This is a genomic window from Secundilactobacillus yichangensis, assembly GCF_016861565.1.
GTDB lineage: Bacteria > Bacillota > Bacilli > Lactobacillales > Lactobacillaceae > Secundilactobacillus > Secundilactobacillus yichangensis.
Window position 1 is genome coordinate 282061 of sequence record NZ_BOLK01000001.1, and the last position, 26702, is coordinate 308762.

At 42.9% G+C, this 26702-nt stretch carries 28 protein-coding genes and 1 tRNA gene; 5 read left to right on the forward strand and 24 right to left on the reverse strand.

All coding sequences use genetic code 11. The annotated features are described in order from the left end of the window. Positions 1–52 precede the first annotated feature (52 nt). A complete protein-coding gene (fabZ, locus tag JUE95_RS01330) occupies positions 53–496 on the reverse strand; it encodes a 3-hydroxyacyl-ACP dehydratase FabZ (RefSeq protein WP_203648633.1) in 444 nt (147 codons plus the stop codon). A 248-nt stretch (positions 497–744) separates the two neighbouring features. Here fabZ and JUE95_RS01335 point away from each other — a divergent pair, with 248 nt between their 5' ends. Further along, entirely contained in the window at positions 745–1515 is a 771-nt protein-coding gene (locus JUE95_RS01335; RefSeq protein ID WP_203648635.1) for a biotin--[acetyl-CoA-carboxylase] ligase, read from the forward strand. Positions 1516–1575: 60 nt separating this feature from the next. Beyond that, positions 1576–1899, forward strand: a complete 324-nt coding sequence (locus JUE95_RS01340) for a heavy metal-binding domain-containing protein (RefSeq protein WP_203648637.1) — start codon at positions 1576–1578, stop codon at positions 1897–1899. Between the two features lie 101 nt (positions 1900–2000). Here the strand turns inward: JUE95_RS01340 and JUE95_RS01345 are convergent, their stop codons facing one another. Then, positions 2001–2492 carry an AP2 domain-containing protein gene (locus JUE95_RS01345; RefSeq protein WP_203648639.1) on the reverse strand — a complete coding sequence of 164 codons (492 nt, stop codon included), beginning with the start codon at positions 2490–2492 and terminating at the stop codon, positions 2001–2003. Positions 2493–2925: 433 nt separating this feature from the next. On the opposite strand from JUE95_RS01345, the gene JUE95_RS01350 reads away from it, so the two are divergent. Beyond that, positions 2926–2999, forward strand: a tRNA-Arg gene (locus JUE95_RS01350). 548 nt (positions 3000–3547) lie between these two features. Here JUE95_RS01350 and JUE95_RS01355 read toward each other — a convergent pair. The 6 genes from JUE95_RS01355 to miaA all read right to left on the reverse strand — a co-directional run bounded on the left by JUE95_RS01355 (position 3548) and on the right by miaA (position 8885). Beyond that, positions 3548–4045 (reverse strand): hypothetical protein, encoded by a 498-nt coding sequence (locus tag JUE95_RS01355; RefSeq protein ID WP_203648641.1) that lies wholly within the window; start codon positions 4043–4045, stop codon positions 3548–3550. 13 nt (positions 4046–4058) lie between these two features. Further along, on the reverse strand, positions 4059–4991 hold the full coding sequence (locus JUE95_RS01360; protein ID WP_203648643.1) for a hypothetical protein: 933 nt from the start codon (positions 4989–4991) through the stop codon (positions 4059–4061). Beyond that, positions 4984–5871 carry an exonuclease SbcC gene (locus JUE95_RS01365; protein ID WP_203648645.1) on the reverse strand — a complete coding sequence of 296 codons (888 nt, stop codon included), beginning with the start codon at positions 5869–5871 and terminating at the stop codon, positions 4984–4986. Before JUE95_RS01365 ends, JUE95_RS01360 begins: the two co-directional genes overlap by 8 nt. A 237-nt stretch (positions 5872–6108) precedes the next feature. Continuing rightward, entirely contained in the window at positions 6109–7449 is a 1341-nt protein-coding gene (glnA, locus tag JUE95_RS01370; protein WP_203648647.1) for a type I glutamate--ammonia ligase, read from the reverse strand. Between the two features lie 49 nt (positions 7450–7498). Continuing rightward, positions 7499–7882: a MerR family transcriptional regulator gene (locus JUE95_RS01375; RefSeq protein ID WP_203648649.1), complete on the reverse strand. Its 384-nt coding sequence runs from the start codon at positions 7880–7882 to the stop codon at positions 7499–7501. Positions 7883–7961: 79 nt separating this feature from the next. Beyond that, entirely contained in the window at positions 7962–8885 is a 924-nt protein-coding gene (miaA, locus tag JUE95_RS01380) for a tRNA (adenosine(37)-N6)-dimethylallyltransferase MiaA (RefSeq protein ID WP_203648651.1), read from the reverse strand. Between the two features lie 105 nt (positions 8886–8990). On the opposite strand from miaA, the gene JUE95_RS01385 reads away from it, so the two are divergent. Then, a complete protein-coding gene (locus tag JUE95_RS01385; protein ID WP_203648653.1) occupies positions 8991–9164 on the forward strand; it encodes a DUF3042 family protein in 174 nt (57 codons plus the stop codon). 96 nt (positions 9165–9260) lie between these two features. Here the strand turns inward: JUE95_RS01385 and JUE95_RS01390 are convergent, their stop codons facing one another. From JUE95_RS01390 to JUE95_RS01440, 11 genes are all read right to left on the reverse strand, one after another. Then, a complete protein-coding gene (locus tag JUE95_RS01390) occupies positions 9261–10118 on the reverse strand; it encodes a transporter substrate-binding domain-containing protein (protein WP_203648654.1) in 858 nt (285 codons plus the stop codon). A gap of 69 nt (positions 10119–10187) precedes the next feature. After that, on the reverse strand, positions 10188–10928 hold the full coding sequence (locus tag JUE95_RS01395; protein ID WP_203648655.1) for an amino acid ABC transporter ATP-binding protein: 741 nt from the start codon (positions 10926–10928) through the stop codon (positions 10188–10190). Beyond that, positions 10921–11610 carry an amino acid ABC transporter permease gene (locus JUE95_RS01400; protein WP_203648656.1) on the reverse strand — a complete coding sequence of 230 codons (690 nt, stop codon included), beginning with the start codon at positions 11608–11610 and terminating at the stop codon, positions 10921–10923. The genes JUE95_RS01395 and JUE95_RS01400 overlap by 8 nt, the downstream gene beginning before the upstream one ends. After that, the gene (locus JUE95_RS01405; protein ID WP_203648657.1) at positions 11591–12253 is read right to left on the reverse strand and encodes an amino acid ABC transporter permease; all 663 of its coding nucleotides are present in this window, start codon (positions 12251–12253) and stop codon (positions 11591–11593) included. The genes JUE95_RS01400 and JUE95_RS01405 overlap by 20 nt, the downstream gene beginning before the upstream one ends. A gap of 621 nt (positions 12254–12874) precedes the next feature. After that, entirely contained in the window at positions 12875–13285 is a 411-nt protein-coding gene (locus JUE95_RS01410; protein WP_203648658.1) for a rhodanese-like domain-containing protein, read from the reverse strand. A 22-nt stretch (positions 13286–13307) separates the two neighbouring features. Next, the gene (locus JUE95_RS01415) at positions 13308–14282 is read right to left on the reverse strand and encodes an ROK family glucokinase (RefSeq protein ID WP_203648659.1); all 975 of its coding nucleotides are present in this window, start codon (positions 14280–14282) and stop codon (positions 13308–13310) included. 19 nt (positions 14283–14301) lie between these two features. Continuing rightward, complete coding sequence (locus JUE95_RS01420) at positions 14302–14511, reverse strand: YqgQ family protein (protein WP_203648661.1); 210 nt, start codon at positions 14509–14511, stop codon at positions 14302–14304. Between the two features lie 40 nt (positions 14512–14551). Continuing rightward, positions 14552–15226, reverse strand: coding sequence for a rhomboid family intramembrane serine protease (locus tag JUE95_RS01425; protein WP_203648663.1), 675 nt, complete (start codon positions 15224–15226; stop codon positions 14552–14554). Positions 15227–15237: 11 nt separating this feature from the next. Then, on the reverse strand, positions 15238–15786 hold the full coding sequence (locus JUE95_RS01430) for a 5-formyltetrahydrofolate cyclo-ligase (RefSeq protein ID WP_203648665.1): 549 nt from the start codon (positions 15784–15786) through the stop codon (positions 15238–15240). 52 nt (positions 15787–15838) lie between these two features. Further along, positions 15839–15988 (reverse strand): 50S ribosomal protein L33, encoded by a 150-nt coding sequence (rpmG, locus tag JUE95_RS01435; RefSeq protein ID WP_082593127.1) that lies wholly within the window; start codon positions 15986–15988, stop codon positions 15839–15841. Positions 15989–16134: 146 nt separating this feature from the next. Continuing rightward, complete coding sequence (locus JUE95_RS01440) at positions 16135–18174, reverse strand: peptidoglycan D,D-transpeptidase FtsI family protein (protein WP_203648747.1); 2040 nt, start codon at positions 18172–18174, stop codon at positions 16135–16137. A 252-nt stretch (positions 18175–18426) separates the two neighbouring features. On the opposite strand from JUE95_RS01440, the gene JUE95_RS01445 reads away from it, so the two are divergent. Continuing rightward, entirely contained in the window at positions 18427–21051 is a 2625-nt protein-coding gene (locus tag JUE95_RS01445) for a YfhO family protein (protein WP_235995058.1), read from the forward strand. Positions 21052–21136: 85 nt separating this feature from the next. Here JUE95_RS01445 and JUE95_RS01450 read toward each other — a convergent pair whose 3' ends face one another. From JUE95_RS01450 to pheT, 5 genes are all read right to left on the reverse strand, one after another. After that, complete coding sequence (locus JUE95_RS01450) at positions 21137–21442, reverse strand: HesB/YadR/YfhF family protein (protein WP_203648666.1); 306 nt, start codon at positions 21440–21442, stop codon at positions 21137–21139. Between the two features lie 182 nt (positions 21443–21624). Beyond that, a complete protein-coding gene (gene greA, locus JUE95_RS01455) occupies positions 21625–22110 on the reverse strand; it encodes a transcription elongation factor GreA (protein ID WP_203648668.1) in 486 nt (161 codons plus the stop codon). A gap of 91 nt (positions 22111–22201) precedes the next feature. Further along, positions 22202–22858, reverse strand: a complete 657-nt coding sequence (udk, locus tag JUE95_RS01460) for a uridine kinase (protein WP_203648669.1) — start codon at positions 22856–22858, stop codon at positions 22202–22204. A 30-nt stretch (positions 22859–22888) separates the two neighbouring features. Further along, positions 22889–24058 (reverse strand): endolytic transglycosylase MltG, encoded by a 1170-nt coding sequence (gene mltG / locus JUE95_RS01465; protein WP_203648670.1) that lies wholly within the window; start codon positions 24056–24058, stop codon positions 22889–22891. A gap of 223 nt (positions 24059–24281) precedes the next feature. Beyond that, the gene (gene pheT, locus JUE95_RS01470; RefSeq protein WP_203648671.1) at positions 24282–26696 is read right to left on the reverse strand and encodes a phenylalanine--tRNA ligase subunit beta; all 2415 of its coding nucleotides are present in this window, start codon (positions 26694–26696) and stop codon (positions 24282–24284) included. Positions 26697–26702: the final 6 nt, after the last annotated feature.

A 26702-nucleotide genomic window follows, 5' to 3' on the forward strand; every position in this document is an offset into this window, starting at 1 on the left:
TGATTCTCAAATAGTTTCAACCTCAAAATAATAGCAGTGAGAATCACAGCAGTCAACGCACGGTCTCTTCCGGCTCAACGATAAACATTAGTTCAGCCGTCAAAATAACTTCTTCGTCGACTACTGCCTCGCATGATACAACGCCCATGTTGTCGCGCTGCTTTTTCATTTTGACTTTCAGCTCTAGCTGATCAGATGCATGAACATCTTTCAGAAATTCCGCTTTAGAAATACCGCCGAGATAAGCTGTTTTATGCTCAAAGGCCGGTGATTTCAAAATCAGAATCGAAGCTGCCTGTGCAAGTGATTCAACAATCAAAGCTGGTGGCATGACATACTCGCCAGGACGAAAACCGTTCACAAAGCTTTCATCGGCAGTGACATTCTTGATAGCCGTGATTGATTCACCAGCAACAAGTTCTTTCACGCCATCCATGTAAAAAATCGGAAACCGGTTAGGAATCAGCTTTTGAATCTCTTGAGAAGTTAATTGCATACGTCGCAAAGCACCTCCTTCAAAACTATTTCAAACATCAAAGTATTTGATGGTCGTATCATATTCTAAAATTGGAGCCGCTGTCAAGTAATTTTAAGGCATAACCCACCGATAAACCACTTCTCTACTGATATAAGATCAATTATTTAAGAATTTTTAAACCTATTAATATTTTGAATATCAAACTACCGTGTTATATTATGGCGTCGATTGGGTATGCTATAATAATCACATTGCGGAGGTATATCATGAACAATTCGGATATCAGTAAACAATTAAATCAGCGAATTGGAATTAAAATTAACTTCAGCCACTTTGCTGCAATTGGCTCAACCAACCAATATGCTAAACAGCTCAGCCAAACGCAAGTGCTGCAGAATCCATGTGTAATTTGGGCTGACCAGCAAACCGCAGGCGTCGGTAAATTTGAGCGCGCCTTTTATTCCCCAGCTGGTGGAGGTTTATATGTCACTTTACTTTTACCGCAGTTTAAAATCGAGTCTCAGCAAGTTGGCTTATTTACAACCAGCCTTGCTATGGCAATCGTTCAAGCAATCAAAGACTGTTTCGATATTACTGTTGATGTGAAATGGGTCAACGACATCTACCATCACGAACGTAAAATTGCGGGGATATTGGTTGAACAAGGTACTCATCATTCCATTATCGTGGGTGTGGGGATTAACCTGTTCCAGCAAACATTTCCCCCAGAAATCAGCACGATCGCGGGAAATCTGCTGACATCAGCCCCTTCGCTCGCGGACCGGCAACGCTTTTTTATCGTTTTGATTGATTACCTCTACAATGCTAGCCTGACATATACCAATGCAAAATTCCTGAGTGACTACAAGCGCCGTCTCACTCTAATGAATCGGCGGATTCAAGTTCAGCTTGGTCGTTCCTTAATAACAGGAAAAGCCGTTGATATCAACGATTTGGGTCAGCTAATTATCCTTGATGATGCAACTAGCGAACGGCGTGTGATTCCGGCAGGTGAAGTCACCAAAATTTTCTCCTGAGCAATTGTTTTTGCCAGGGCGCCATGGTAAGCTAAATGCATACTAAAGGGGGCCATTCACGTGTCTGAAATTATCGTTACAACAACCGAAAAGATTCCTGGTCAAGAGTACGAAATTATTGGCGAGGTTTTTGGATTAACGACTCAATCCAAAAATGTGGTACGCAATATTGGTGCAGGTTTAAAAAACATTGTTGGTGGGGAAATCAAGGATTATACTAAGATGCTAATTGAAGCAAGGGACGTAGCAATTCAGCGGTTGCGAAAGAACGCCGTTGACCTTGGTGCGGATGCCGTGGTCATGATGCGCTTTGATTCGGGTTCCATTGGAACCGATATGCAATCAGTTGCCGCTTATGGAACAGCTGTAAAATTCATTAACTAAACAATTAACGACACAATAAAAGAGTGCTGAAAAAAGTTCAGCACTCTTTTAATAGAATATTTATGACAAAACTTGTCAATTAACCAATTATTTACAAGATTCTACCCTACTGTTTGGCGATCCTGTTTTGTTTTATGCCAGTACATTTTTTCGGCTTGTTTACGGGCCTCAACTGCTTCCGCCTTAGTATCAAAGCTCTTAAGCAATACATAACGACCTTTGTACATTAAACGCGCTAACCAGCGTTCAGTGGCTTTGTCGTATGACACACCAACAACACCGGATGTATTTCGTTGCGACTCTTTAATAGAAGAAACCATAATGCCGTCACTATTACGTAAGTTTTGAGGGTTCCCCATATTCTTGGTAAAACCCTTATTTTTAGTGTACCGTTCACGGGCTAATTCACGACGTAAGCAGCCACAAGACCTGACATATCCACCGCGGAGTCTGGAACCATCCACCGTCACGATATTGCCACAGCTGCAACGGCATTCCCACAGCAAATCAGCATTTTTAGGATCCTGCCCGTTCTGCCGAATCACCGTCAAGCGTCCAAATTGCTTGCCTTTCATCTCAATCATTCTACTCATAGCGTTCCCCATCCTTTAGTGCAGGCGACGCCCCTCCATTGGTCGCCCCACAAAATTTTTTAATGCCTACCTACAACCAAACAATATACCTAGTCAACCGGTGTTAACATCTCATTAAAATTAAACCATGCCACTCCAAAGGTACGGTTAATTCTAATTGATTGACTTGAACTTATTTTATCAGGGGCGCTACATTATTTCAATTGTATTCGATTAAATTGTGAGAAAAATGGATAAAAACTTTAATATCCATGCATATTTTTACCAGATTTCACCCGTTTAGAGGGAAAGTAATTGAATTTTTCAAGTAAACAACCAAAGTTTACCCCGATTATTGTCGAATAAATATTAGTTTTTTTAATGAATAAGAGCCATTTCTAATTGACTTAGTCCCTTTATTCACATATAATTATACGTGTTGTTTTATTGTTATGCGGCAATAGCTCAGCTGGATAGAGCAACGGTCTTCTAAACCGTAGGTCGAGGGTTCGAATCTCTCTTGCCGCATTTTTAACTGAATCGTAATTTTATTTCCAAGTAAATCAAAGTAGCGTGATAAAAATGGATTAACAATCACGTTATTTTGGTTTACTTGGTTTTTTTACTTATTTTTTATCACTAATTTTAATACTGAAACCGTCTATTCTCTTATAAAATACTGGTCTTTAATTCCTAATATAACAGTTTTTGTTATATACAGCTATTACTTTTAAAGCTAACTGCGACATTCAATTAATTACCTGTATCGCCAAACTTTTTGAATAAAATAGCTTGCAAATTCACTGTCACAAAACCATAATGTAGTTGTAACGTAATTGAAATCTTATTTTATGGGGGGATTGCGATGATTTTCATCTCATTTATTATCGGCTTATTTATATTTGCCGGCGCATGGGAATTGTATCTCAGCGCAAGCCGTCAGCGTGCTCAATCAAAGCACCTCGTTACAACACCGAAGCGCGCTTACGTGCAATTATTTTTCAAATTACTACACATTAGCTAAGCATTTTTAGCCTAAAAAAGAACCCGTTTATCAGTTCGATAAACGGGCTTTTTTAGTTATCTAGCTTTAAAAATGCGTCTTGAATCTGATCTTCAGTGAAATTTAAATCTACTAGTCCCAACTTCAGGATCAAGTGCCAGGCATGGCGAAATGCCACTTGCTGCCGCTCAATAAACGACTGATCCAGGAAATGTGAAATTGACAAATACTGCTGGCTCAAGCTCTTGGCTGGCCGCTTTTGTTTTAACTTCTCTAACTCTTCTGGTTTCATAACGATCAAATGTGACCAAGTTTGACGAGCAGCTACTTGGAAGGTGTGGTTAAGTACTTCAACGTACGCCTGCAGGAGTTCCTCGCTGGAAACAGTCGCCGTTTCTTGGCCTAATTTAAACCAGCCCATTAAATCCGATAAATGAGCTAGGGAAACGTTGAGCGCAACATAGTCAACTCTTAAGCCCTCTTCTGGACTCACTGCAACTTTGTGCTCGTAGTTAAACTCATTTCGCCTCTGAATAGCTGTCTGTAATAAATCTGCTAAATCAAGTGTCAATATGTCACCCCTACTAAAAGACTAAGTTGTCTGAACGAATCTGCAGATCGTCAATGTTTTCAAGATACCATTTACGTAAGAATGGGAATTCCAGCAAGACTTTGAACCAGGAAACCTTTTGATCTTCATCTGAGATGTAAAGTCCCCAGGCTGCCCCGCCGGTTGCGTTATGACTGGCAATTTTGAGCTTCAGGTCAGAAGCGAGTTCCAAAACAGCCCCATCTTTATCATGCTTAAGCATGTAACTTTCTTCTGCCGCAGCCACAAATAATTTATCCACAATTTCGCCAGAAAGATTACTGGTCTGAAAAGCGTAGAATTCATTATTATTTGTATCTAACAAGTTGAAGTCAACATCGAATCCGAAGTCGGTTTTCAACGCTTGGCCAAATGCTATTAGCAAGTCGGTTGCGGACAATAAATGATCCTTCTCTAGCTTGTCAGCATACGTTTCAATAAACAGTTTCGTAATGGCACTGCTGTTGACCCGCATCATCCGTCGTTTAAGGTTCAAATAGAAGAGGGTTTCGCCTGTCACCTGATCGCGATAGTATACGCCACCAGTAGAATCGTTAGCAGCAACAAACGCGAATACACCTAAGTCTCCCAGTGCTGCAATTTGCTGGGTGAGATGCTGATTATCTTCGTGTGACTCCAGTGTAATTTCTTCGCCTTGATCATGCAGTTCTAGCAGTCTGCTCATGAAAATCAGGTAGTAATCGGCATTATTATACTGATGCGGGAAAGTAACGTAGTCGCTATCCAAGACGAAAACAGACAGTGCCTGCGCGGCATCAACTAATTCCTTCGGAACTTTTGTGTTAATTAGTTGATCCATTAGTTCGGTGAAGTGCTGACCGGTCTTCAATCCCTCTTTAACCGCGTTATTATAAGACAGTAAACGTCCGCTTGTACTTAGCGTTGACGGATCTTTTTCATTAATCATCAGCATTCACCTGCCCTTTACCAATTAAATTCGTCAGGTAATCCGTATATAGACTTTGATTATGCGATTCAAAGTGTGAAAAGTCTTCAAATTTCTGCTGGATGCTTTGTTTCTCATAAGTCAAAATAGTATCTTCTTTTGATAAGCTCAAAATCTTTTCATCATTTTCTTTGATCTTCTTGTTAGCATTGATGGCTTCTTCATCATCATCAGCAAGCTTTGACAGTTGATCAACGATGCCTTGACGTTCTTCTTTAACCTTACCGGAATCCCAAGGTAACGTGCTCTTTTGACTCACTTCTTTAAGCTGTTTGCGCAAATCTTCCTTTTGGTGATCACGTTCATCTTGACCATCAATTAGCTTCTGCAACTCTGCACTATTAGCGGAGATTTCAGCAATGTTTTCAGTATTATAACGCTGGTTAAGTGCATCCAGCTCAAAAGCACGTTTCAACTTGGCATACTCCGTATCATCAAACTCAAAGGCCACGTTTAAAACGTCCAGCTTACCGAACTTGCGCCGATCCCACCAGTTACCAAAGTAAATATCAAATTCACCGTTTCTCACTTCATCATAATAGAAAAACGGGTAGGTCTTACCAAGATAATCAATTAAGTTTTCACTTAAATAATGACTTAACTGTTCGTGATCATCGGCCACTAAATCGGCTAAGTGCTGGGTCTTAGTTGTCGAACGAGATTTCTTAACCTCCCGATCATAACGTGTTTTATCGATCAGTTCATAGATCTGACGATCATCATGATCGTGTAAAGCTGATTGCAGCGTCTGTAAATAATCTATTTTTTGGGTAATAGATGAGTCAAGCTGAGCCTGACCTGGCGTTACTTCTTGATTTGCTTCTTCATTATTATTCGGCATATATAATCCCTCGATTGTTATTTCTCACTGTATATACTTTAATCTTAAATGATAATTTATGATTAATAAAGCGGTTTTAAAGAAAAAGTTGATATTTAAAAGAAATCTTTGAGGTTATCATGGCGCCGCCTGTATAACTGCAAGATTAATATTTTTTAAACGACTAAAATAGCCTGTTTACCGGTAATTAACTGGTCAACAGACTATTTATGATTCACTTTTTAAAAATTGTTTAGTTTAGTATAACTCAAGGTACTGATCGCGTTCCCACTTTGAAACTTGGGTACGGTAAGCATCGTATTCCAAATTCTTGGCTTCAATGAAGCTGGCGTAAAGATGCGGACCCATAGCTTTGCGCATCACTTCATCAGCCGTCAAGTCCTTAAGTGCATTGTGCAACGTATCAGGCAAGTTGGTAATGTGGCTTTCAGTACGTTCCTTGTCATCCATCCGGTAGATGTTACGGTCAACACTCTTTTCGGGTACGATCTTATTCTTCAAGCCGTCTAAGCCGGCTTCCAAAACAGCAGCAATGGCTAAGTATGGGTTAGCAGTAGGATCAACACTCCGAAGTTCAAGTCGAGTAGATAAGCCGCGAGAGCTTGGTACCCGAATCAATGGCGAACGGTTCGAACCTGACCAAGCAACGTAAACAGGGGCTTCGTAACCTGGAACTAACCGCTTGTATGAGTTGACCGTTGGGTTGCAAATTGCGGTAAAGCTGCGAGCATGCTTTAACAAACCGCCTAAGAAGTAGTAAGCATCTTGTGATAGTTGAATATCACCCTTTTCATCGTAAAAGGCATTGCCCTTATCATGGAAGAGTGACATGTTCAAATGCATCCCGGAACCGTTAATTCCAGCCAACGGTTTTGGCATGAAGGTTGCGTACAAACCAAACTTACGAGCAACCGTTTTAACAACCAGCTTGAAGGTTTGAATGTTATCAGCAGCGTGCAGTGCATCGGCATACTTGAAATCAATTTCGTGTTGGCCTGGTGCCACTTCATGGTGAGCTGCTTCAACGTCAAAACCCATGTCTTCAAGGGTTAGCACAATTTCACGACGGCAATTTTCACCCATGTCCATTGGTGCCATATCGAAGTATGACCCTTGGTCGTTTAAATCAGTGGTTGGCTTGCCGTTATCATCCATCTTAAATAGGAAGAATTCAGGTTCTGGTCCAATGTTGAAATCGGTGAACCCAGCCTTACGCATATCACCCAGGACACGAATCAAGTTGTTCCGAGGATCACCTTCAAATGGCTTATTATCTGGCGTGTAAACTTCACAGATAACACGTGCGATTTTACCGCGATCACTGCTCCAAGGAAAAATCATCCAAGTTGATAAGTCAGGATACAGATACATATCACTTTCTTCAATTCGAACAAAGCCATCGATTGAAGAACCATCAAACATTAACTTGTTGTCGAGTAACTTTTCCAGTTGTGAAATAGGGACTTCAACGTTTTTAATCGTTCCAAATAGATCCGTAAACATTAATCGTAAAAACTGGACATCTTCGGCCTTAGCCATTTGACGAATGTCGTCTTTGGTGTAATCGTGTTTTGGCATAAAATCGCTCCTTGAATGATAGATTGGATTAACAGTTAACATGAAGTTGTTACTTTAGAGGCCGCTGTGGATGCAATGAAGAGCCAGAATTAGGCTCAAGGCCGCTAATATTGAGAAATTCATCATGAAGAATCCGACGAACATCATTATCAGTCAACGACTCATTTTGCAAATCATCTGCCCGCTTTTTCTGCTGGGCATAAATTGCCTTAATGCCAGCCATGTTGATGCCATCATTGAGATAATCTTTGATTTCAAGTAACTTATCAATATCATTCAACGAATACATTCGCCGATTGCCTTCCGTTCGTTTCGGAATCACTAGTTGCTGTTCCTCATAATAACGAATCTGACGGGCCGTCAAATCAGTTAACTTCATGACTGTACCAATTGGCAAAACTGATTTTGATCGTTGTAGTTCTTTTTCTGCCATTGCACTCACCTCCCTCTAACAGCTTTAATCATACCACTATTCGTTTGCCTGTCAACACTTCATGTTATGTTTTATTACATCATTTTTCCAGCCACGCAGAAACAGCCATACCAATGTCACTTTTAACAGTTGAATCGGTAATAATATCGTACCAGTGTACAGGAACTTGGTGCCGGAACCACGTGAGCTGCCGCTTAGCGTAATGCCTAGTATCCTGTTTGATTTTTTCAATGGCAGCTTCTTTCGTCACCTCGTGCTTAAAGTATGGGAAGAGCTCCCGGTAGCCAATGCCTTTTCCTGATTGCCACTGTTCACCGCCGTCTTCAAACAGCTGTCGGGCTTCGTCGATTAAACCCGTGTACAGCATCTGGTCGACCCGGGTATTGATTCGTTCATAAACCTTCGCCCGATCCGTATTTAAGCCAACAATAAAGGCATCGTATCTAGGCTGCAAGCTTGTTTGCTGTTTTGAAAACAGCTTCCCCGTTCGTTCATAGACTTCCAGTGCCCGAACCACCCGCCGTTCGTTCGTCACTGGGATCTTTTCAGCGGCATCCGGATCAACTTGCTTTAAATGCTCCCATAGTGCTTGCTGCCCGTGAACTTTGGCATAATCGTGCCACTTCTTCCTGACTTTTTCTGACTGCTCAAAGTGATCGCCACCTAGCTGCATATTATATAGTAGCGCTTTAAGGTAAAAGCCGGTGCCGCCTACGATCATCGGTAAGCCGCCGCGAGCCGTGATTTCGTCGATCAGCCGCTGACTTTCCCTGACAAAATCAGCCACCGAGTAACGTTGATCAACATTTCGAATATCGATTAAATAGTGCGGAATATTTTGCCGTTCCGCTGGCATAATTTTGGCAGTGCCAATATCTAAGCCGCGATACACCTGCATTGAATCGCCAGAAATAATTTCGCCATGAAACTTTTTCGCCAGTTCTAAGGATAATGCGGTCTTGCCAACCGCCGTTGGCCCTATAATGGCCAGTACTTTTTTCAAATTGATCACTCCGCTATAATTTTGTTAATTACTGGAATTTTAACCCTAAAACCTGCATAATGTAGGTAACAAATCATATTTTAACCTGTTAGGGGGCCTTTAACAATGAAGCATTTCATCAAAGGATTTTTATTTGGCACTGTCGCTACTCTGGGCGCAGTCGCAGGTGCAGCTTTATCATTCAAGAAAAAGGTTGTTGAACCAATCGAAGACGAAGAAGAACGGTTTGAAGAAAACCGGAAACGGGCTGCGCGTAAGAGCCGTTCAGCTCACCAATAATCTAGTAATAAAAACACTTATACATCAAGAGAACCCTCTGAGAAACAGACCTGACGTCTATTGCTTAGGGGGTTCTCTTATTATACTTCAAACGATTTATTTAATGATAATATCTTCTGGTTTAACTTCCTTACCGAAGTATGGCTTCAGTTGAGAGTTGTAATCTTTCTCGAAGAAACCCTTATTGTTCAGCGTCTTAATCTCCTTGTTGGTCCAGTTTAGGAGCGACTTGTTACCCTTTTTAACAGCGGGTGCGATATATTGCTTAAGTCCAATAGACTTAATACCAACGGTGAATTTAGGCTGGTTTTTAACCCAAGCGTAGAGATAAGAATTATCGTCCGCAAGCGCAACACCACGGTTGTTCTTTAAAGCGTTAAATTGCTGCGTCTTAGAATCAAACTTCAGCAGTTTGACGTTGGGCTGTTTGGAAGTGAAGTAGTTCTCAGCCGTAGTCCCCTTGGTAACAATCAGGTTTTTACCTTGCAGTTCACTAGCCTTGGTGATTGGCTTATTCTTTGGCGAAACAACCCCAACAGAAACTTTCATGTATGGCGATGCGAAATCGATGACTTGTTTCCGTTCTGGCGTCACGGTAAAGTTAGCTAAAACCAGGTCAACTTTATTAGAGTTCAAAGCATCCACCCGGTTATTGGCATTAACTTGAACAAATTTTGGTTTAACCTTTAAGTCTTTGGCAATTTGGCGTGCCAATGTCAGATCATAACCTACACGCTGACCCTGCTTATTGACCCAGCCGTAAGGTGGCAAATCGCCGAAGACCGCGATACGAATCGTACCACGTTTCTTAATTTGCTGCACCGTGCTTGGATTACTGCTTGCTGAATTCGACGACTTGCTGGACTTGTTGTTGCCGCAAGCACTTAAGACCAACGTTAAACTGGCAGCGATGCCTAGGAACAAAACGAGTTTCTTAAACCCAAATTTCTTCATGTGTACTTCCTCCTAAAAATTTGTTGGTTTTTAAAGTCTGGTTAGTAAATTAATTAAATCATGCCGACACTAGAAATCCATACTTTCCAAGAACTGCTTGGCGCGATCGGTTTGAGGGTGTTCAAAGAACTGCTGACCCTTGGTTTGTTCCAGGATTTTACCATCTTCCAAAAACAAGACTCGATCAGCGATCTGCTGAGCAAAATTCATTTCGTGGGTCACTACGATCATGGTCATGTTAGAATCTTCTGCTAGTTTGGAAATGATGTTCAGGACGCCGCGAACCATTTCCGGATCCAGTGAAGCTGTTACTTCATCAAACAGCATTAATTCTGGATTCAGAGCTAATGCACGGACAATGGCGATCCGTTGCTTTTGACCACCTGACAATTGCCGTGGGTACACGTTCTCGTATTCACGTAAACCCACTTGATCAAGTAATTTTTCCGCGCTGGCCTTAGCGGTTTCGCGCGGTTGATGCTGAACCTTCACCGGACCTAGTAAAATATTATCCAGCACCGTTAAGTTAGGAAACAGATCATATGACTGAAACACCATGCCAATTTTTTGACGCAGGATTTGCCAGTTTTTTTCGGTTGGCACCACTGTTTCTCCATTAAACATCACGGTACCGTCTTGATACGGCTCCAGACCATTCAAACAGCGAATCAGCGTACTCTTACCAGATCCTGAAGGTCCCAGCAGTGCAACAACTTCTCCTTCATCGATTGAAAAATTAATATCATGAAGAATATGGTCTTTTTGATAGTATTTCTCCAAATGTTCAACTTTTAATATTTCCTTAGCCATTTGCGCGCTCCAATCTCTTCTTATCCATCCGTTTTGCCCACCAGGATAACGGGTAATCGATAGCAAAGTACATCACGAAAATAATCCCGTAGACCCAGAAGACGCCAGTTGGATATTTTTGATTATTTGCCTCTACAACTTGCTGGCCCACGTTGATGACATCCATCACGCTGATCAGCATTAGCAGTGACGTGGTTTTAATGACCCTGGTCACTAAGTTGATGGTGGCTGGTAATTCCAATGACACGGCTTGCGGAATCAGCACATACCGGTAAAGCTGCCACCGGCTAAGACCAATGGCTAGACCTGATTCGCGCTGATGCTTTGGTACTGAAATTAAAGCACCACGGACAATGTCACTCATTTCAGCAGCCGTCCACAAGGCAAATACCAATGTGGCCACCTCGTTGGCCGGCAAGTTCACGCCCAATTGACGGGGTAAAATGTAGTAAAACAAGAACAGCAGTACCACCGTAGGGATAATGCGGAAAAATTCCAAATACAATCGGAGAACGAAACGCAGCAGACGGTTAGGGAACGTCCGCAAGACCCCCAAAACAATGCCCAAAATCAAACCTAGTATTAACGCAACTGCCGCAATTTCAACCGTTGTCAGTAAGCCGCCAAATAAACGAATCAGGTTACGTCCTTCGAATAAAACATTAATTCCCGAATGCGCCATAACGAACCCTCTTTTCTAGAATGGTGAGTATAATCGACAACGGAATCAAAATAATGGCATACCCGATAACCAGCATCAATAAGTACTCGTTAGATCGGTAATACATACCGATTAAATCCAAAGCCGTGTTGGTTAACTCTGGGATGGCAATGACCGTAAAGATTGAGGTTTCCTTGATTAAAAAGATAATGTTGGCGGCCAACGCCGGCACGCTTAATGTGAACCCCTGGGGAAAAACAACGTAACGCGCTAGTTGCACCCTGGATAGCCCGATCGCCTTGCCAGTTTCCACTTGGGTTTTACTAACACCATCGAAACCGCCGGTGAATCCTTCAGCCATGTAACTGCCGCCTAGGAAAATCAGGCCAACAATGCCGCACATTTCGGCGTTTAATTTAAAGCCAAAAACTGGAAATGCGTAATACAAGAAGAATAATTGCACTAGCAGTGGCGTATTTCGAGAAATTTCAACGTAGATGGCTGCTATCCTGCCAAGAATCGGTACGTGAAAATACTTTAACAGGCTGCATATCAGACCAACAATAATTGATCCGATGATCCCGATAAATGATAGCCAAAGTGTCAGCACGAACCCCTTTTCAAAAAGCGGTAAACTATGCTGGATAATTTGCCAGCTACTCATGTGATTTTGCCCCCCTATTTAAAATTTTCACTTTGATAATCAACCTTATTTTAAAACCAGAATAGTTTGAGCAAATAAAAAAGTCCCCATCAGTTTATTTCTAAACTGATAGGGACGATTAATATCGCTATTCCACCCTGTACATGTGTTTTACGGCTCGTTTTCAAGCCTGGGACGATAACGTATCCTGACGGTCTGCCATTAAGCAAACGGGCTTCTGATCAAGCGCACTTCGTTAAATCACTAGGGTCCCTTTTCATCAACCGGGACTTTCTGCACCTAAGCGATTTAATTACTCTTCCTGACCGTAACCTCTAAAAATAAGATTAAAATAAAATTAAAGTGAAACTCGGATTATTCCAATCATCAGAGCCAAGGTTAAATTCATCAGCTCTTATTTGAAACATTCCTTCAACAAAACCTATAGTACCACAACTCATAAAAATGGCAAAGCCTTTGCTTACTTTTATTTAGAGAAATTTGATTCTAAGAAAACGGTTAGCGTCGCAAGATTGCCAAACTAAAATGACTCAAACACTGATCAATACCGTGCTTGAGTCATTTTTAAATAAAGCTAAAATTCAGTTATTTTACTGCTGATAAAACGATTTATTAACCTGATTATTCAGATTTTTTAGTTTTACCATCCCACCGTGCGTAACCGGTCTTCAAAATATAAATATTTTGGTAACCATGTTTCTTCAAAAGAATCGCTGCACGTGAACTCATTGCTTTACCTTGATCATAAAGGTATACGGGCAGGTCCTTACGGATACCAGAATAATAAGCCCGCATGGTAGAGTAAGGCATGTTACGAGCGCCTAGAATATGACCCGCATCAAACTCCTTTTTTTCTCTAACATCAATGACTTGCGCCTTGCGCATACCTTCTCTAAACGTTTTTTCATCAATTAAAGTTGCAGCCTGATTACGCTGATAAATACCGTACAGGTAATAACCCAAGTAACCAAGAAGCAAAATAACTAAAATTACCGTATAAACTGTCGATGTAGAAATTGCTGCAATAGCCATGTATCTCGTCCTTCCAAACTAATTATGCGCCTGCATTTTCAAACCGGAGTGCTAATGATGATGCACCAATTGCACCAGCATCGTTACCAAGCTGAGCCAGCTTGATCCGAGTTGAATCACGAACGGCTGGGAACGTGTTTTCTTGGAAGTAACGGGTCGTTGGTTGCAATAACGTGTTACCGGCAGCTGAAACACCGCCACCAATAATAATGTTTGCAGGGTTCAAAATATTAGCACAGTTAGCTAACGCTAAACCGAGGTAGAATGAAACTCGGTCAATGATTCGGCTAGCCAAAATATCACCGTTGTCAGCTAAATAAGTCACCATCTTAGAAGTGACTTCTTCGTTGTTATCGAAGAGTTCCTTCAAACGGGATTTACCAGTAAATTCAGCTGCCATATCCTTAGCAACATGGACGATTCCAGTTGCAGAAGAATATTGTTCCAGACAGCCGCGCTTACCGCAAGTACACAGGTACCCGTTTGGTTGAACCGTGATGTGGCCAATTTCGCCGGCACCGCCGTTAATACCATGCAGTAATTGACCGCCGGCAATAACACCGCCACCAACACCAGTACCAAGGGTAACGAAGATCACGTCTGAATCTTTTTCGCCAGCGCCCTTCCAGAATTCGCCAAGCGCAGCGACGTTAGCATCATTTTCCAAAACAAGCTGTAACCCAACGCCAGCCTGAATCTGATCACGCACACGCTGAGTGGTCGTCCAGTTCAAGTTGTAGGCGCCAATGACAGTCCCATTTTCAATATCTACAGCACCTGGAGTACCCATCCCGATACCCATAAACTGGTCTTTAGTATAACCGGAATCGGTCATTGTCTTCTTAAGTGAAGCAATAATGTTCGGCACAATATGCTTCCCATTTTCACTTACATCCGTTGGAATACTCCACTTTTGTAGAATATCGCCTTCTTGGGAGACGAACGCAATCTTCGTGGTTGTCCCACCTAAATCAATACCAATCAAACTCTTTGCCATGAACTTGTTTCCTCCAGACTTATTTCGTGTTTTCACGTGCTTCTTCGAGACGATGCTCATGCGTCAAAACTAATTTGGCATGGGCAAACGTTTTATTATCAATAACGTGGGCGTCATGGAGATGGTCTAACTCTAAAGCCATTACTTCAATATCCCACAAACGTTTGCCGACATAAACATAAATGTCGAATCGTTTTAACAGCTGTTGTACATCATATAGCGTTTTCATTTCGACATCCTCCGAAAATTCACACGATTACCATTCTATTTTACAACGTTACGCCATAATAGTATAGCCCAATCATAATAAGAATGGTAACGATTACAGCTAAAATTCTTTTAACGGAACTGATCTGTCCCAATTTAGGAACACCAACAATGTATCCAGATAGAAAACCAATAATCAAACCACCAATATGACCCCACATGTCAGTGCCAACACTAAATAGGCCAAAGGCCAGGTTAAGAACAATAAACAGCAGGAATGTTTTGGTCATCTGACGAATATAGGGATTTTCCCAAAAGGATTCACCCAGCATCAGAAAAGCGCCAAATAGGCCAAAAATAGCGGTACTGGCTCCAGCCGAAATGGCATTTGGGTTAAAGGCAAAACTAGCCAGATTACCACCGATTCCTGACAGTAAGAATATCGCCAAATACCGCCAATGTCCAAAGATAGCTTCAATTTGGATGCCAATGAAATAGAGTGTCACCATGTTGAACAAAATATGTTCAAACCCCATATGCAGGAAAATGGGCGTAATAAACCGCCACCACTGCCCTGCTAAAATTAGGGGATTATACTTGGCACCGAAATTAACCAGTACCTGAGCATTTTGACTGCCACCGGCTAGTGTCATCGCGCCATACACTAGAAACGTCACGATAATTAATCCAATAGTGATGTATGGCCCAGCTAACCAGCGTTTAAGTTGCTGTTGCATTTTTGGCCCCCTTAGTGGCTCGTAATAACATGCTGTACGAGCACATCCGTATCGATGACTCGCCAAGTTGGTTCTTTAAACATTTGGGCTTCAAATGCAAGGGTTACCGTCCGTCCTTGATAATCGGCCAAAAATCGATCGTAATAACCGCCGCCGAACCCAAGCCGAGCACCCTTCTTGGTGAATCCAAGGCCAGGAACAACCACGAGATCAATTTGACTTTTCGGCACTGCAATCCCATTTTCAGGTTCCATAATGCCGAAAGCTGATTCTTTAAGCACCGTAGCATCAGTTAATGGCAAAAAAATCATGCTGTGATCAGCACTAAATGTCTTCGGGACGACAATCTGTTTGCGAGCTTGCTTAGCAGCATCAATAATTGGCTGGGTATTCAGCTCAAAACCAGTAGAAAGCGTAATCGCCACCGTTTGACTTCGATTCCATTCTTCAGACTCAAATAACCGTTCGTATAACGTGCCTGCCTGAAAGTGGCGCACATCATCAGGCATTGCAATTAACGCTGCAATGATTTGTTCACGGACTGCTTTTTTAGTTGTCATCTTGTCGTCCTCCTTAAATAATAAAAAAGGCGCAGGCTCATCGCCTATGCCTTTATTTTGTTTCTTTGTGTAACGTCACCTTGTGTTGACGTGGGCAATACTTCTTAAGCTCTACCCGGTCAGGATTGTTACGACGGTTTTTACTTGATAAGTAGTTTTGTTCGTGACATTCGGTACATTCCAATGTAATGTGTACGCGCATGGCTTGTGACCTCCCTACGTTTTTATGATTTGGCAAATAGCCTTAACTCGTAGTATTTTATCATTTATTCAAACCAATTACCAGCCTAAATACTAGATTTGTTAAGTAATTTTACTTTACAGTCTGTATTCGCGCCTTCGAAAAGATTAGTTTCCGGCTGTAGCGGTGTTGGATGAGATAGTGTTACCAGTATTCGTGTCCGACTTCAACGTTGAGGTTGACTGAACCGTATTCCAATAGGCCTGGTAAATTGATTTAGCCAGTTTCATGTTGTTATCTTCAGCGTTGTAGTCCAAGTTAGGCATTGCCAGAGCAACAACCACTTGTGGATGGGTCGAAGGAGCGTAAGAAGCTAGACTCAACGTAACGGTTTCGGTACCTTTATAGAAGGTTTGGGCAGTCCCCGTTTTAGCTGAAATTTCTGGTTTGATCGTATCCATTTCCCCACCGGTCTTCCAGGTGTTCGTTCCGTGAACCACGTCATAAAGCCCTTCAGTCACCAACTTACGTTCGGCGGATGTCATATCGATATGGTTAAGCACCTTTGGTGTCACAGAAGCTTTAACAGCGCCAAGACCACCGTTTTTGTTTGTTCCACGAATAGCCGACAGAATATGCGGCTGAATTCGGTAGCCGCCGTTAGCGATCGTTGACATGTACTGGGCAACTTGAATGGTTGTATAAGCATCATAGTTACCAAAGGCTTCATCCAACGCATTTCCTAAATGCTTCTTGGTAGTTGGACCTTGCAGCCCCGTTGTTTCACCGGGCAGATCGACACCGGTTTTGACCCCTAAACCAAACTGGTTAAAGTAACCGCGCATGGTATTGAAAATGTTGGGATTCATGTTCAGCGCCGCGCCTTCAGAGTACTTGAAGCCGGCTTCCTTCATGGCTAATTGCATCATGTAGGAGTTAGAGGAAACTTCCAGCGCGGTTGAGGCGTTAACTGCCATGTTTTGACCACCGTTTTTGTTGAACCAAGATGCCTTTTTGGTCCCACCGACGGTAATCGGCATATCGGTCAAGGTATTGTTAGTTGGCGTAATCACACCATCCATTAAGGCACCAGAAACCATGGCACCCTTAACCACTGACCCCATAGTAATGGAATTATTGATCGCTCCTAAGGCGTTGTTAGTGATCTTTTGGTTGCTTGGATTGCGGTCGACACCGGCCATCCCAATAATATTACCGTTATTCGGGTTCATCACAACGGCGTATGTCCCGGTGGATACACCACCGGCACCACCTTCAGCCTGGCGCACTAGGGATTGCAGCTTCTTTTGGAAACCAGCATTGATCGTCAGCTGCAGGTTATCACCCTTTTGGCCGCCGTACCGTTTAACTTCCTTCATGATCTTAGTCCCGGAAACTTCCACGTCGGTCTGTGACTTGCTCCCTCTCAAAACGGGTTCGTACTGTTCCTCAAGGTAGGATTGACCAACTGAGTCGTTTCTAGAATAGCCCTGTGCCAGATACTGATTCACTTTGTTATCCGGCAACCCGATCTTTTCGGAAGAAACCGTTCCTAAAATACTCTTTAGCGAACTGCCATAAGGATAGTCACGGGTCCAACTAGTACCAACCTTGACACCGGGCATTTCACCAAGGTGTTCGCCGACTTCGGCTAGTTCCTTGCTGGTAACACCGGTTTCTTTAATATAAGTGGTAGACAATGAATAAGCACCGCTCATTCTGGCATAGATCATTGCATCGTTTTTCTGCTGCTTGCTTAGCTTAAATTCAGCAGGATGAGAATACAAGTACTGAAGTTCTTTATCATTAACATCGGATTGCGCGACGTTTTTGATACCTGGAATTTGGGAATCAACCCGTTTTTCCCGGCTCGGTGATGCCAGGTAATAATCAGCTCGGTTACGCCGGGTCAATGATCCAGTTGGTACGGTCAGGTACTTCCCTAGCCGGTTAGCCGTACGGTACATATCAGGCGCCATCACGTTGACGCCCTTGGTATAGCTGATGGCTTGATGGGTCTTATTACCGACCAGAACACGACCAGTAGAATCAAAAATCATCCCCCGCTGGACGTTATTGGTTTCAACCGTACTATCCGTCCGACTGACTTCAGCTTTCAGCTGTGTGCCGTGGAGAATTTGTAAATATGCTAATTGTGCTATCAACGCCGCAAATAAAAGTCCTACAATAATGAATAGAAAGTTCATTCTAAACGGAATCTGAGCTGTAGTCGACGTCTTATTGCGAGACGTTCGGTGTTGAGTAACTCGACTAAAGAAATTTTTCAATGTGCTAACGCTCCTTATCTAACTTCATTATTCTACCAGAATTTTAGTAACGAAACCATTAACACTGAACGGTTTTAAAACTTTTTATGAACTTTTTATGATATGCTAAATACTTAGAATCAAACCCGGAAGTGAATCGCTATTTTACGGGATTATCGGAGGTTTTTATTTTTGAGACTATTAATTCACTGGGTTCGTCAACACGAAAAACTGTCACTGCTGATTTTGAGTTTCCTCATTCCGGCAGTAGTGATGGCAGGTTATTTTAGCTATCGCGGCATGGGACCGTTTGGTAATTCAACGTTGCTAACGGTGGATCTCGGGCAGCAATACGTTGACTTTTTTGCTTACTTTCGCCACACGCTGCTGAGTCATCCCAGCGGTTTCTTCTATACTTTTCAAAAGGCTTTAGGCGGTGAAATGTTTGGTGTTTGGACCTACTACTTGTTAAGTCCGTTTAACTTGATTCTACTCCTGTTTTCTGACAAGACGCTGCCAAGTGCCATTTTTTGGATCACGATCCTCAAATACGGTGCTGCTGGGTTAAGTTTTGCTTGGCTGCTTATGAAAACGAAGGTGCAAAACCACTTGCCAGTTCTGGCTTTCTCAACCAGTTACGCCTTAGTGGGCTGGATGATTGCTAACCAGCTCAACCTCATGTGGCTCGATGCCGTCATCATTTTACCATTGATCATTTGGGGAATTATCCAGCTGGTGGACACTGGCAAGATGCGAACGTATGTCGTCTGGCTAGCCGCATTGCTGATCATTAATTATTACATGGCTTACATGGTTTGTCTGTTTGCCGGGTTGTTTTTCCTGTGGTATTGGTTATCGCAGACCCGCACAGGTAAAACCGCGCTTCCTTCACTCGCTCGCTTTGTAAGCGGCTCGCTACTAGCAGCTGGAATTGCGGCAGTCACGTTGCTACCAACTTGGTACTCTTTAGGAATCAGTAAAAACCAGTATACCCAAAATGACTGGTCAGCGAAGTTCGAATACTTCCCGCCAAAGATGTTAGCTAAGTTTTTCTTGGGTAGTTTTAACTTCAGCCAAATGCCAAAGGGAACACCAAACCTGTTTATCGGCAGTCTAATGGTGCTGGGCGGGCTGTTCTATTTTCTGCAGAAAAATCACACCCGAAAAACCAGGTGGCTGGCGCTTGGGGTTACCGTAATTTTGGCTCTGTCACTCTGTTTTGAACCTTTAGACCTTTTATGGCATGGCATGCAGTTTCCAATTTGGTACCCTTACCGCTTCTCTTTTGTAGTAAGCTTCTGGTTAATCTGGCTGGCTGCAAATGCCCTTAAACCAGAATTCACGCCAACGTTGAAGCAACTAATCCTACCGATCCTGATTTGCGGAGCAACGGTGGCTTATGTTTGGCTCAACCTGAAACAGTTCTCCTTCCTGAGTCAAAATCAGATGCTGATTGGCAGTCTGCTTTTAGTCGCTGCGTTCTGCTTAATTGCCTTACCAAATAAGCGGCCTTGGCTTTATCAGCTGGCCTTTGTGCTCTTTGCGGCCATTGAAATGTCCAGCAGCGCAGTCAACAGCTTGAACCGCATCAGTTACGTGACCAAGCCGGAATACCAGAATTACCAGCAGGTCTTATCAGCACAGTCTGCCGATATCACTAATCATGATCATAGCTGGTACCGAATGACACCAACGTTTATGCGAACTAAAAACGATCCGCTGTCAGGTCAATTCAATGGTGGCTCCGTCTTTTCATCCACGCTGGAAAAGAGTATGCCAACCTTTATGGGCGACATGGGTAATCCAGATGGCGACGGTTTTGTTACCTACACGAATGGTACCCTGTTGAGCGATTCACTACTCAATATGAAGTACATCGTTAACCGGCAAACTGATACTGGCACGGTGGCAACCAACGTTGTTAATCCCGTTTCCAATCGGGCAGACCTGACTGATTATCAGCGGGTTCGTAAAGATGGCATGATTGCCACTTACAAGAATCCGTATGCCTTGCCAGTAGGATTTCTCGCTAGTAATAAGGTGCTGAGTTTAGAGAACACCACCAAGGATCCAACGCAGTATCAAGCCAACCTTTGGTCTAGTCTCACGGGAAACGTCCAAGATGAACACCTCTTCAGTGCTCAAAATTTTGACCATGTGATTTTTCAAAATGTTAAACAGCAAACTAAACTTACGGGTGCCATTTTACAGAAAAATAATTTGATCAAACCGGGTATTATCACCTTTAACTTTACACCCAAAACCAATAACGCCTATTATCTGACACTGGGAGCAAATTTGATGGATGACAATGTTGCCATCAGCTTAAATAACCATCCTCTGGCCCAGTATCCAACCTACCGCAATACGATTGTAGTCAACGTTGCTGATCATCAAAAAGATAAACCCGTCAAATTACAGTTGACGTTGAAAAAATCTACTTTGTGGCTGCAAAACTTCACCCTCTATCAGTTCAACAATCAGCAGTTTGCTACTGGTCAAAAAAAGCTGGCCGCCAATCCGCTGCGAATCAGTCAGCATAGTCAAAGCAGTTTGACTGGTTCCGTTAACGTGAAACCTAGGCAGGCTACACTGATGACTACCATTCCTTATAGTAAGGGCTGGCACGTCACTGTTGACGGTCATGCCGCTAAGCCAGTTAAAGTTGCTGGCATCTTTACAGCGCTAAAGCTTCAACGTGGTCAGCATACGATTCATTTTCGTTACTGGCCGCCAATGCTAAATATTGGCTTGATGATCACCTTGATTAGTCTGGCAATCTGCGGTTTCTCAATTTACCGTCAGCGACAACGTTAAGCATTATTAAAATACAAAAAGCAGCCGAATTATCACGATTGATAATTCGGCTGCTTTTTATACCCCTGGCACTGACTGCCAATACTTACAATTCACTATTTTCAACGTAGTTATACTTTGGCCCATCAACTTCCGGGTCATAATTGATGATTAAATCGTAACCCTTAAAGAACCAGCGATCATCTTCTGGAACGAAGTAGTTAACGCCGTCTTTCTTAGTAATTGCGTACGGATTCTCAGGGTGATCATCTGGTGTCATTGCCAGAGAAAAGCCTTCGTGAACTGGTGTACTGCCATACACTTTGCCGTAAAAACGAACACCCCGACCTTCTGATAGACCCATTTCACTTTGAAACCATTTACTGGCCTGATCAGTAACAATAATTTTCATGATAGCGGTCTCCTTTATTTGCAGCGATGTTTGCGCTTACATTTATCTCATTTATACCTTAGATTTCACAAATTTGCAAGTTTAGGGACTTCCTGTATGAAACGTTAACTCATTAAACCGCGTAGAAACAAATAAAAGAACCACTCGCAAAGGAGTGGTTCTTTTATTTGACACTTGTGAAATTACGAAGCAGATTCAACCTTTAAAATCTTAACTTTCATATCTCCAGCTGGAATCGAAATCGTGACTTCTTCGTCTACCTTGTGACCTAACAGTCCCTTGGCGATTGGTGAGTCGTTGGAAATCTTACCAGACATTGGGTCAGCTTCAGCTGCACCAACAATCGTGTAGGTTTCTGGTTCTTCATCAGGTAATTCCTTGAAAGTGACCTTCTTGCCGACGTTAACTTCGTCTTCGTCCGTACCGTTATTATCAACCACGTCAGCGTATTGAAGCATATGTTCAACCGTAGTGATCCGGCTTTCCAGCATACTTTGTTCGTCCTTAGCGGATTCGTATTCTGAGTTTTCAGAAAGGTCCCCGAAACCACGGGCAATCTGGATACGCTTGATGACTTCCGGGCGCTTGTTCATCTTTAAATCTTCTAATTCTTTTTCCAACTTGACCTTACCATCAGCGGTCATAGGATACGTTTTTTGTTCAGCCAAAATAGCACCTCATTACATTTTATAGTTTTCTGACGCCTACAATATCATGCGACAGTGGTTCATGCAAGCTTTAATCCTGTTTTACTGGGACCTATTTACTAGGGCGCCCCTTTTTCTTTTGAACCAGGATCGATCGGATCTTTGTCGTCAGCAAGTCAATTGCAACTTGATTCTCGCCACCCTCTGGCACAATTAAATCAGCATAACGCTTGGTTGGTTCCACAAATTGGTGATACATCGGCTTTACGGTCGTCAAATACTGTTTGATAATACCGTCGAGGTCACGTTGACGTTCCTTAATATCACGCTCGATCCGGCGAATGATTCGGATATCATCATCCGTATCAACAAATACTTTAATATCCATCAAATCACGCAAACGCTCATCGTCTAAAATCAGGATGCCTTCAAGAATGATAACGTCCTTTGGCTCTTGATGAATCGTTTGTGCACTACGGGTATACTGCGTGTAATCATACACGGGTTTTTCAATAGCGTGATTATCCCGCAGCTGTTTTAACTGCTCAATCAACAGATCCGTGTCGAACGCTAATGGATGGTCGTAATTGACTGCCTTACGTTCAGCCATTGTCATATTCGCCTGATCGTTATAATAAGCATCTTGCTGCAAAATCATGATTGATTCATTTTGCAATTGGTCGTAAATCGCACGGCTAACAGTAGTCTTTCCACTGCTAGAGCCACCGGTAACACCGATGATCACTGGTCTTGACTGTTGTACTGACATGATTAAGTTGATCCCTTCAATATAAAATAACTAATTATTAACTTTGGATAGTGAATCTACACGTTTATTGTGTTCTGCTAACGTCTTTGAGAAGTAAATCTTGCCAGTCTTAGTATTGGCCACAAAATAGAGGTAGCCCTTACTCCGATCAGAAGGGTTCAAAACCGCCTTAATGGCCGACATACTAGGATTATTGAACGGTCCCGGGCCATAGCCTGCAAACTTGTAAAGGTTATATGGCGAGTCGGACTGCAGATCCTTAGCAGACAAGTGCTGCTTATGGTGTCCAATAGCGTACTCTACAGCAACATCGGATTGAAGCGGCATCCCCTGGTCGATTCGGTTAAAGAAGACCCCTGAGATCTGACGCCGATAGGACTGGCTGACACCTTCACGTTCAACTAACGAAGCCAAGGTCAATACTTGCTGAACCGTTAAGTTCTGTTTCTTGATTTTTTTATAGTACGGTGATAATTCGTCATTGGTATGTGCTACCATCTGATTCACTAGAGACTTCAGTGACATATGCTTATTCACAATATAAGTTGCGGGGTAGAGATATCCCTCTAAATGATAACGCACATCTTTAGCTGCCATTGATGATGACAATAGGTTTGGATACTGTTTTTCCAGTGACTTCATGTACGACTGGTTTTTCATTAAACTTAAAAATTCACCCTTACTAAAATCAGTCGTTGAGGAAATCTTGTTGGCAACATCCGCAATGCCGGCACCCTCAGGGATCAAAACCTTTCCCTTAGTACTTTGGATGGGTTCGCTGGTACCGCCCTGCTGAAGCCGTTTAGCTACTTGATTCAGCGTCATCGAAGCCTTTAGCTGGTAATAACCGGCCCGTAGTCCAGAATAGTTATGCGATTTGACATAGTAGTTAAAGACTGACCCATTTTTAACAATCTTCTTATCCTGTAAAATTGAACCAATCTGCTTGCTGGAAGCCCCCATGGGAATATCTACCTGCACAACTTCCTCACTTTTAGGATCCAATGGTTTAAGTGCTGACTGAAAGTAATGATAGAAAACGATGCCGCTAATAACCAGCAAAACTGCCAAAATACTAACGACTCCCGTAATAATCTTTTGTCCAGTCGACATTTTTTTCTTCCCCGGCCGCTTGGAAGTGGGCTGTTTGTCGTTATCCAAAGTATTTCCTCCGTTCCGTTCTTTCAATATCTGCACCATTATACAAGATTTTAAGTGTCAATGCAGTAAAAATCTGGTGAACTTAAGAAAATTGAAACAGAACAGCCAACTAAATTGCCCAATTTTTCAAAGCAAAAAACGTTAGAACAGCTTGATTTTGCAAGTTCTAGCGTTTTTTGAATAACGGGTTGAATCACCCTTGATAACTGATTCATCTGAACGATGGTGAAAGAATATTCATCTCGCCAAACCGATGATTTAATTATCTAATTTCTGCTCCTAGTTCACTAGTCAGCGTCTTTTGAACCTTTTCAAAAGCTTGGTTAACTTCATCATCCGTCAACGTCGCATTTGGATTCTGATACGTCAGTGTGTAAGCCAGTGACTGCTTGCCGCCTGGTAAGTTCTTACCGTCGTAAATATCAAACAGTTTAACGGATTTCAGGTAGGCACCGCCCTTTTTCTGAATCTGGGCTAAAACCTGTGCGTTTGTAACGGACTTGTCGACCAGCAAAGCCACGTCCCGCGTGATAGAAGGATATTTGGAAATTGGTTCAAACTGGTTCATATCCTTTGGCATTTCGATCAGTGCATCCAAGTCGAGTTCGAAAACGTAGGTTTGGTTGATCTTGTAGGCTTCAGCAACGGTTGGATGAACCTGACCAATGAACCCGATATAGTGACCGTGGATCAAGATGTCAGCTGTCCGGCCAGGGTGCATTTCCGGATAACGGTCGGTGGCAACAAAGTCGACGTCACCCTTAATGGCCAAATTATCCAGGTACTTCTCAACGATTCCCTTTAATTGATAGAAATCAATGGCGTTATTCTTGGCGTTCTTTAATGGATCGACCACTAATTGACCGCTAACTGCACCCGCAATATGCTCGTGTTCACTTGGGCGAACTTGATCGGCTGAATCTTTGTAAAAGACCCGACCCTGTTCGTACAAAGCAACATCCTTCACACGACGGGCATTATTATAGGCCACGTCGTCCAGCAAACCGCTGATCAAATTCATCCGTAAAGTCGTATGGTCAGCCGTCATTGGCCAACTTAGCTGAGTCTCAGCACTTTCCCGCATCATAAACTGACCCGCTTTGGATTCAGTCGTCAAAGCATAGGAAATCGCTTGGTTCAGTCCCAACGCTTCCAGCACACGACGAGAATCACGAATCAACTTCTGCTTTTCAGTCAACGCACCGATGGTGGTTGGGCCGCTTGGCAGCGTTGATGGGATCTTGTCGTAGCCGTAGATCCGGGCAACTTCTTCCAGTAGATCGGCTGGAATATGAATGTCCCAGCGGGTGGAAGGAACGCTGACGGTGTATGTTTCGCCATCAACTTGAACACCAAAGCCAAGCTGTTTGAAAATATCAGCTACTTGATCCAAGTTCAATTCAGTACCTAACACGTGGTTCACACGTGGCAAGGTTACCTTAACAACCACGTCTTTGACGTCGTAGCTTGAACCTGTGACGATTCCCTTTAAAACATCACCGTCAGCTAGTTCATGCATCATTTGAGCTGCCGCGTCAACTGCTTCTTCAACGCCGCCACGGTCAACGCCGCGTTCAAAATGCTGTGAGGCATCAGTATGCAGGTTTTGACGCTGAGCAGTTTTCCGAATCAAAGTTGGTGTGAAGACAGCTGATTCAATGGCTACCGTAGTTGTTTGATCGTCAATTTCAGAGTTTAAACCACCCATGACACCGGCTAAAGCAATCGGCTTTTGATCATCAGCAATCACAATGTCTTTTTCATCAAGATCATGTTCTGCTTCGTCCAAAGTTGTCAGCTTTTCGCCCTTTTGAGCATAACGGGCTTTGATTGTGGAACCGGAAACCTTGCCGTAATCAAAGGCGTGCAGTGGCTGACCATACTTCAGCAAGATGTAGTTAGTGACATCGACCACGTTGTTGATTGGCCGGATACCGGCATTCCACAACTTGATTTGCAGCCAGCGAGGACTTGGCTGAATTTTGACGTTTTTAACGACCCGCATTTTATAAATGGGTGCTAAATCTTCATCAACATCAAGGGAAACTTTATCCGATGCTGGTGTGGCAACTTCTTCCACCTTGGGGTGATTCAGCTTAGGAGTCTGAGCGTAAATGGCACCTAAATCCCGGGCAACACCGTAAACACTCAGCATGTCACCACGGTTAGGCGTAACGTCAACGTCGATGAGGTAGTCGTCCATACCTAAGTATGGGAAAACGGGTTCGCCGACCTTAGCATCGTCTTGCAAGAAGTAAATCCCGTCTGCCCATTCCTTAGGGACAACGTCCTTCGAAAAGCCAATTTCATCCAGGGCACAGATCATACCGTTAGAAACCACGCCGCGCATCTTAGAACGCTTGATCTTAACGTTGCCGCCGATTCGTGAACCTGGTAAGGCAACGATGACTTTCTTATCTGTTGCAACGTTAGGCGCACCGCAGACGATCTGGGATAATTCATCATCGCCAACGTCCACTTGGCAAACCTGCAAATGGTCTGAATCTGGATGCGGCTCCATAGAAATAATTTTACCGACAACAATTTTCTTTAAACCATCGCTGGGCTGAGTCACAGAGTCAACTTCAACGGAGGAACGTTCAATTTTTTCACCCAAATCTTTAGGTGAGACTTGAAGATCTAAATATTCTTGTAACCAACTGTAAGAGATTTTCATTTTGGC

Coding starts and splice junctions, on each gene's coding strand:
- fabZ (WP_203648633.1), bottom strand. CDS start 496: ATGCAATTAACTTCTCAAGAGATTCAAAAGCTGATTCCTAACCGGTTT.
- JUE95_RS01335 (WP_203648635.1), top strand. CDS start 745: ATGAACAATTCGGATATCAGTAAACAATTAAATCAGCGAATTGGAATT.
- JUE95_RS01345 (WP_203648639.1), bottom strand. CDS start 2,492: ATGAGTAGAATGATTGAGATGAAAGGCAAGCAATTTGGACGCTTGACG.
- JUE95_RS01360 (WP_203648643.1), bottom strand. CDS start 4,991: ATGATTAATGAAAAAGATCCGTCAACGCTAAGTACAAGCGGACGTTTA.
- JUE95_RS01365 (WP_203648645.1), bottom strand. CDS start 5,871: ATGCCGAATAATAATGAAGAAGCAAATCAAGAAGTAACGCCAGGTCAG.
- glnA (WP_203648647.1), bottom strand. CDS start 7,449: ATGCCAAAACACGATTACACCAAAGACGACATTCGTCAAATGGCTAAG.
- JUE95_RS01375 (WP_203648649.1), bottom strand. CDS start 7,882: ATGGCAGAAAAAGAACTACAACGATCAAAATCAGTTTTGCCAATTGGT.
- JUE95_RS01385 (WP_203648653.1), top strand. CDS start 8,991: ATGAAGCATTTCATCAAAGGATTTTTATTTGGCACTGTCGCTACTCTG.
- JUE95_RS01390 (WP_203648654.1), bottom strand. CDS start 10,118: ATGAAGAAATTTGGGTTTAAGAAACTCGTTTTGTTCCTAGGCATCGCT.
- JUE95_RS01395 (WP_203648655.1), bottom strand. CDS start 10,928: ATGGCTAAGGAAATATTAAAAGTTGAACATTTGGAGAAATACTATCAA.
- JUE95_RS01400 (WP_203648656.1), bottom strand. CDS start 11,610: ATGGCGCATTCGGGAATTAATGTTTTATTCGAAGGACGTAACCTGATT.
- JUE95_RS01405 (WP_203648657.1), bottom strand. CDS start 12,253: ATGAGTAGCTGGCAAATTATCCAGCATAGTTTACCGCTTTTTGAAAAG.
- JUE95_RS01410 (WP_203648658.1), bottom strand. CDS start 13,285: ATGGCTATTGCAGCAATTTCTACATCGACAGTTTATACGGTAATTTTA.
- JUE95_RS01415 (WP_203648659.1), bottom strand. CDS start 14,282: ATGGCAAAGAGTTTGATTGGTATTGATTTAGGTGGGACAACCACGAAG.
- JUE95_RS01420 (WP_203648661.1), bottom strand. CDS start 14,511: ATGAAAACGCTATATGATGTACAACAGCTGTTAAAACGATTCGACATT.
- JUE95_RS01425 (WP_203648663.1), bottom strand. CDS start 15,226: ATGCAACAGCAACTTAAACGCTGGTTAGCTGGGCCATACATCACTATT.
- JUE95_RS01430 (WP_203648665.1), bottom strand. CDS start 15,786: ATGACAACTAAAAAAGCAGTCCGTGAACAAATCATTGCAGCGTTAATT.
- rpmG (WP_082593127.1), bottom strand. CDS start 15,988: ATGCGCGTACACATTACATTGGAATGTACCGAATGTCACGAACAAAAC.
- JUE95_RS01440 (WP_203648747.1), bottom strand. CDS start 18,174: ATGAACTTTCTATTCATTATTGTAGGACTTTTATTTGCGGCGTTGATA.
- JUE95_RS01450 (WP_203648666.1), bottom strand. CDS start 21,442: ATGAAAATTATTGTTACTGATCAGGCCAGTAAATGGTTTCAAAGTGAA.
- udk (WP_203648669.1), bottom strand. CDS start 22,858: ATGTCAGTACAACAGTCAAGACCAGTGATCATCGGTGTTACCGGTGGC.
- mltG (WP_203648670.1), bottom strand. CDS start 24,058: ATGGTGCAGATATTGAAAGAACGGAACGGAGGAAATACTTTGGATAAC.
- pheT (WP_203648671.1), bottom strand. CDS start 26,696: ATGAAAATCTCTTACAGTTGGTTACAAGAATATTTAGATCTTCAAGTC.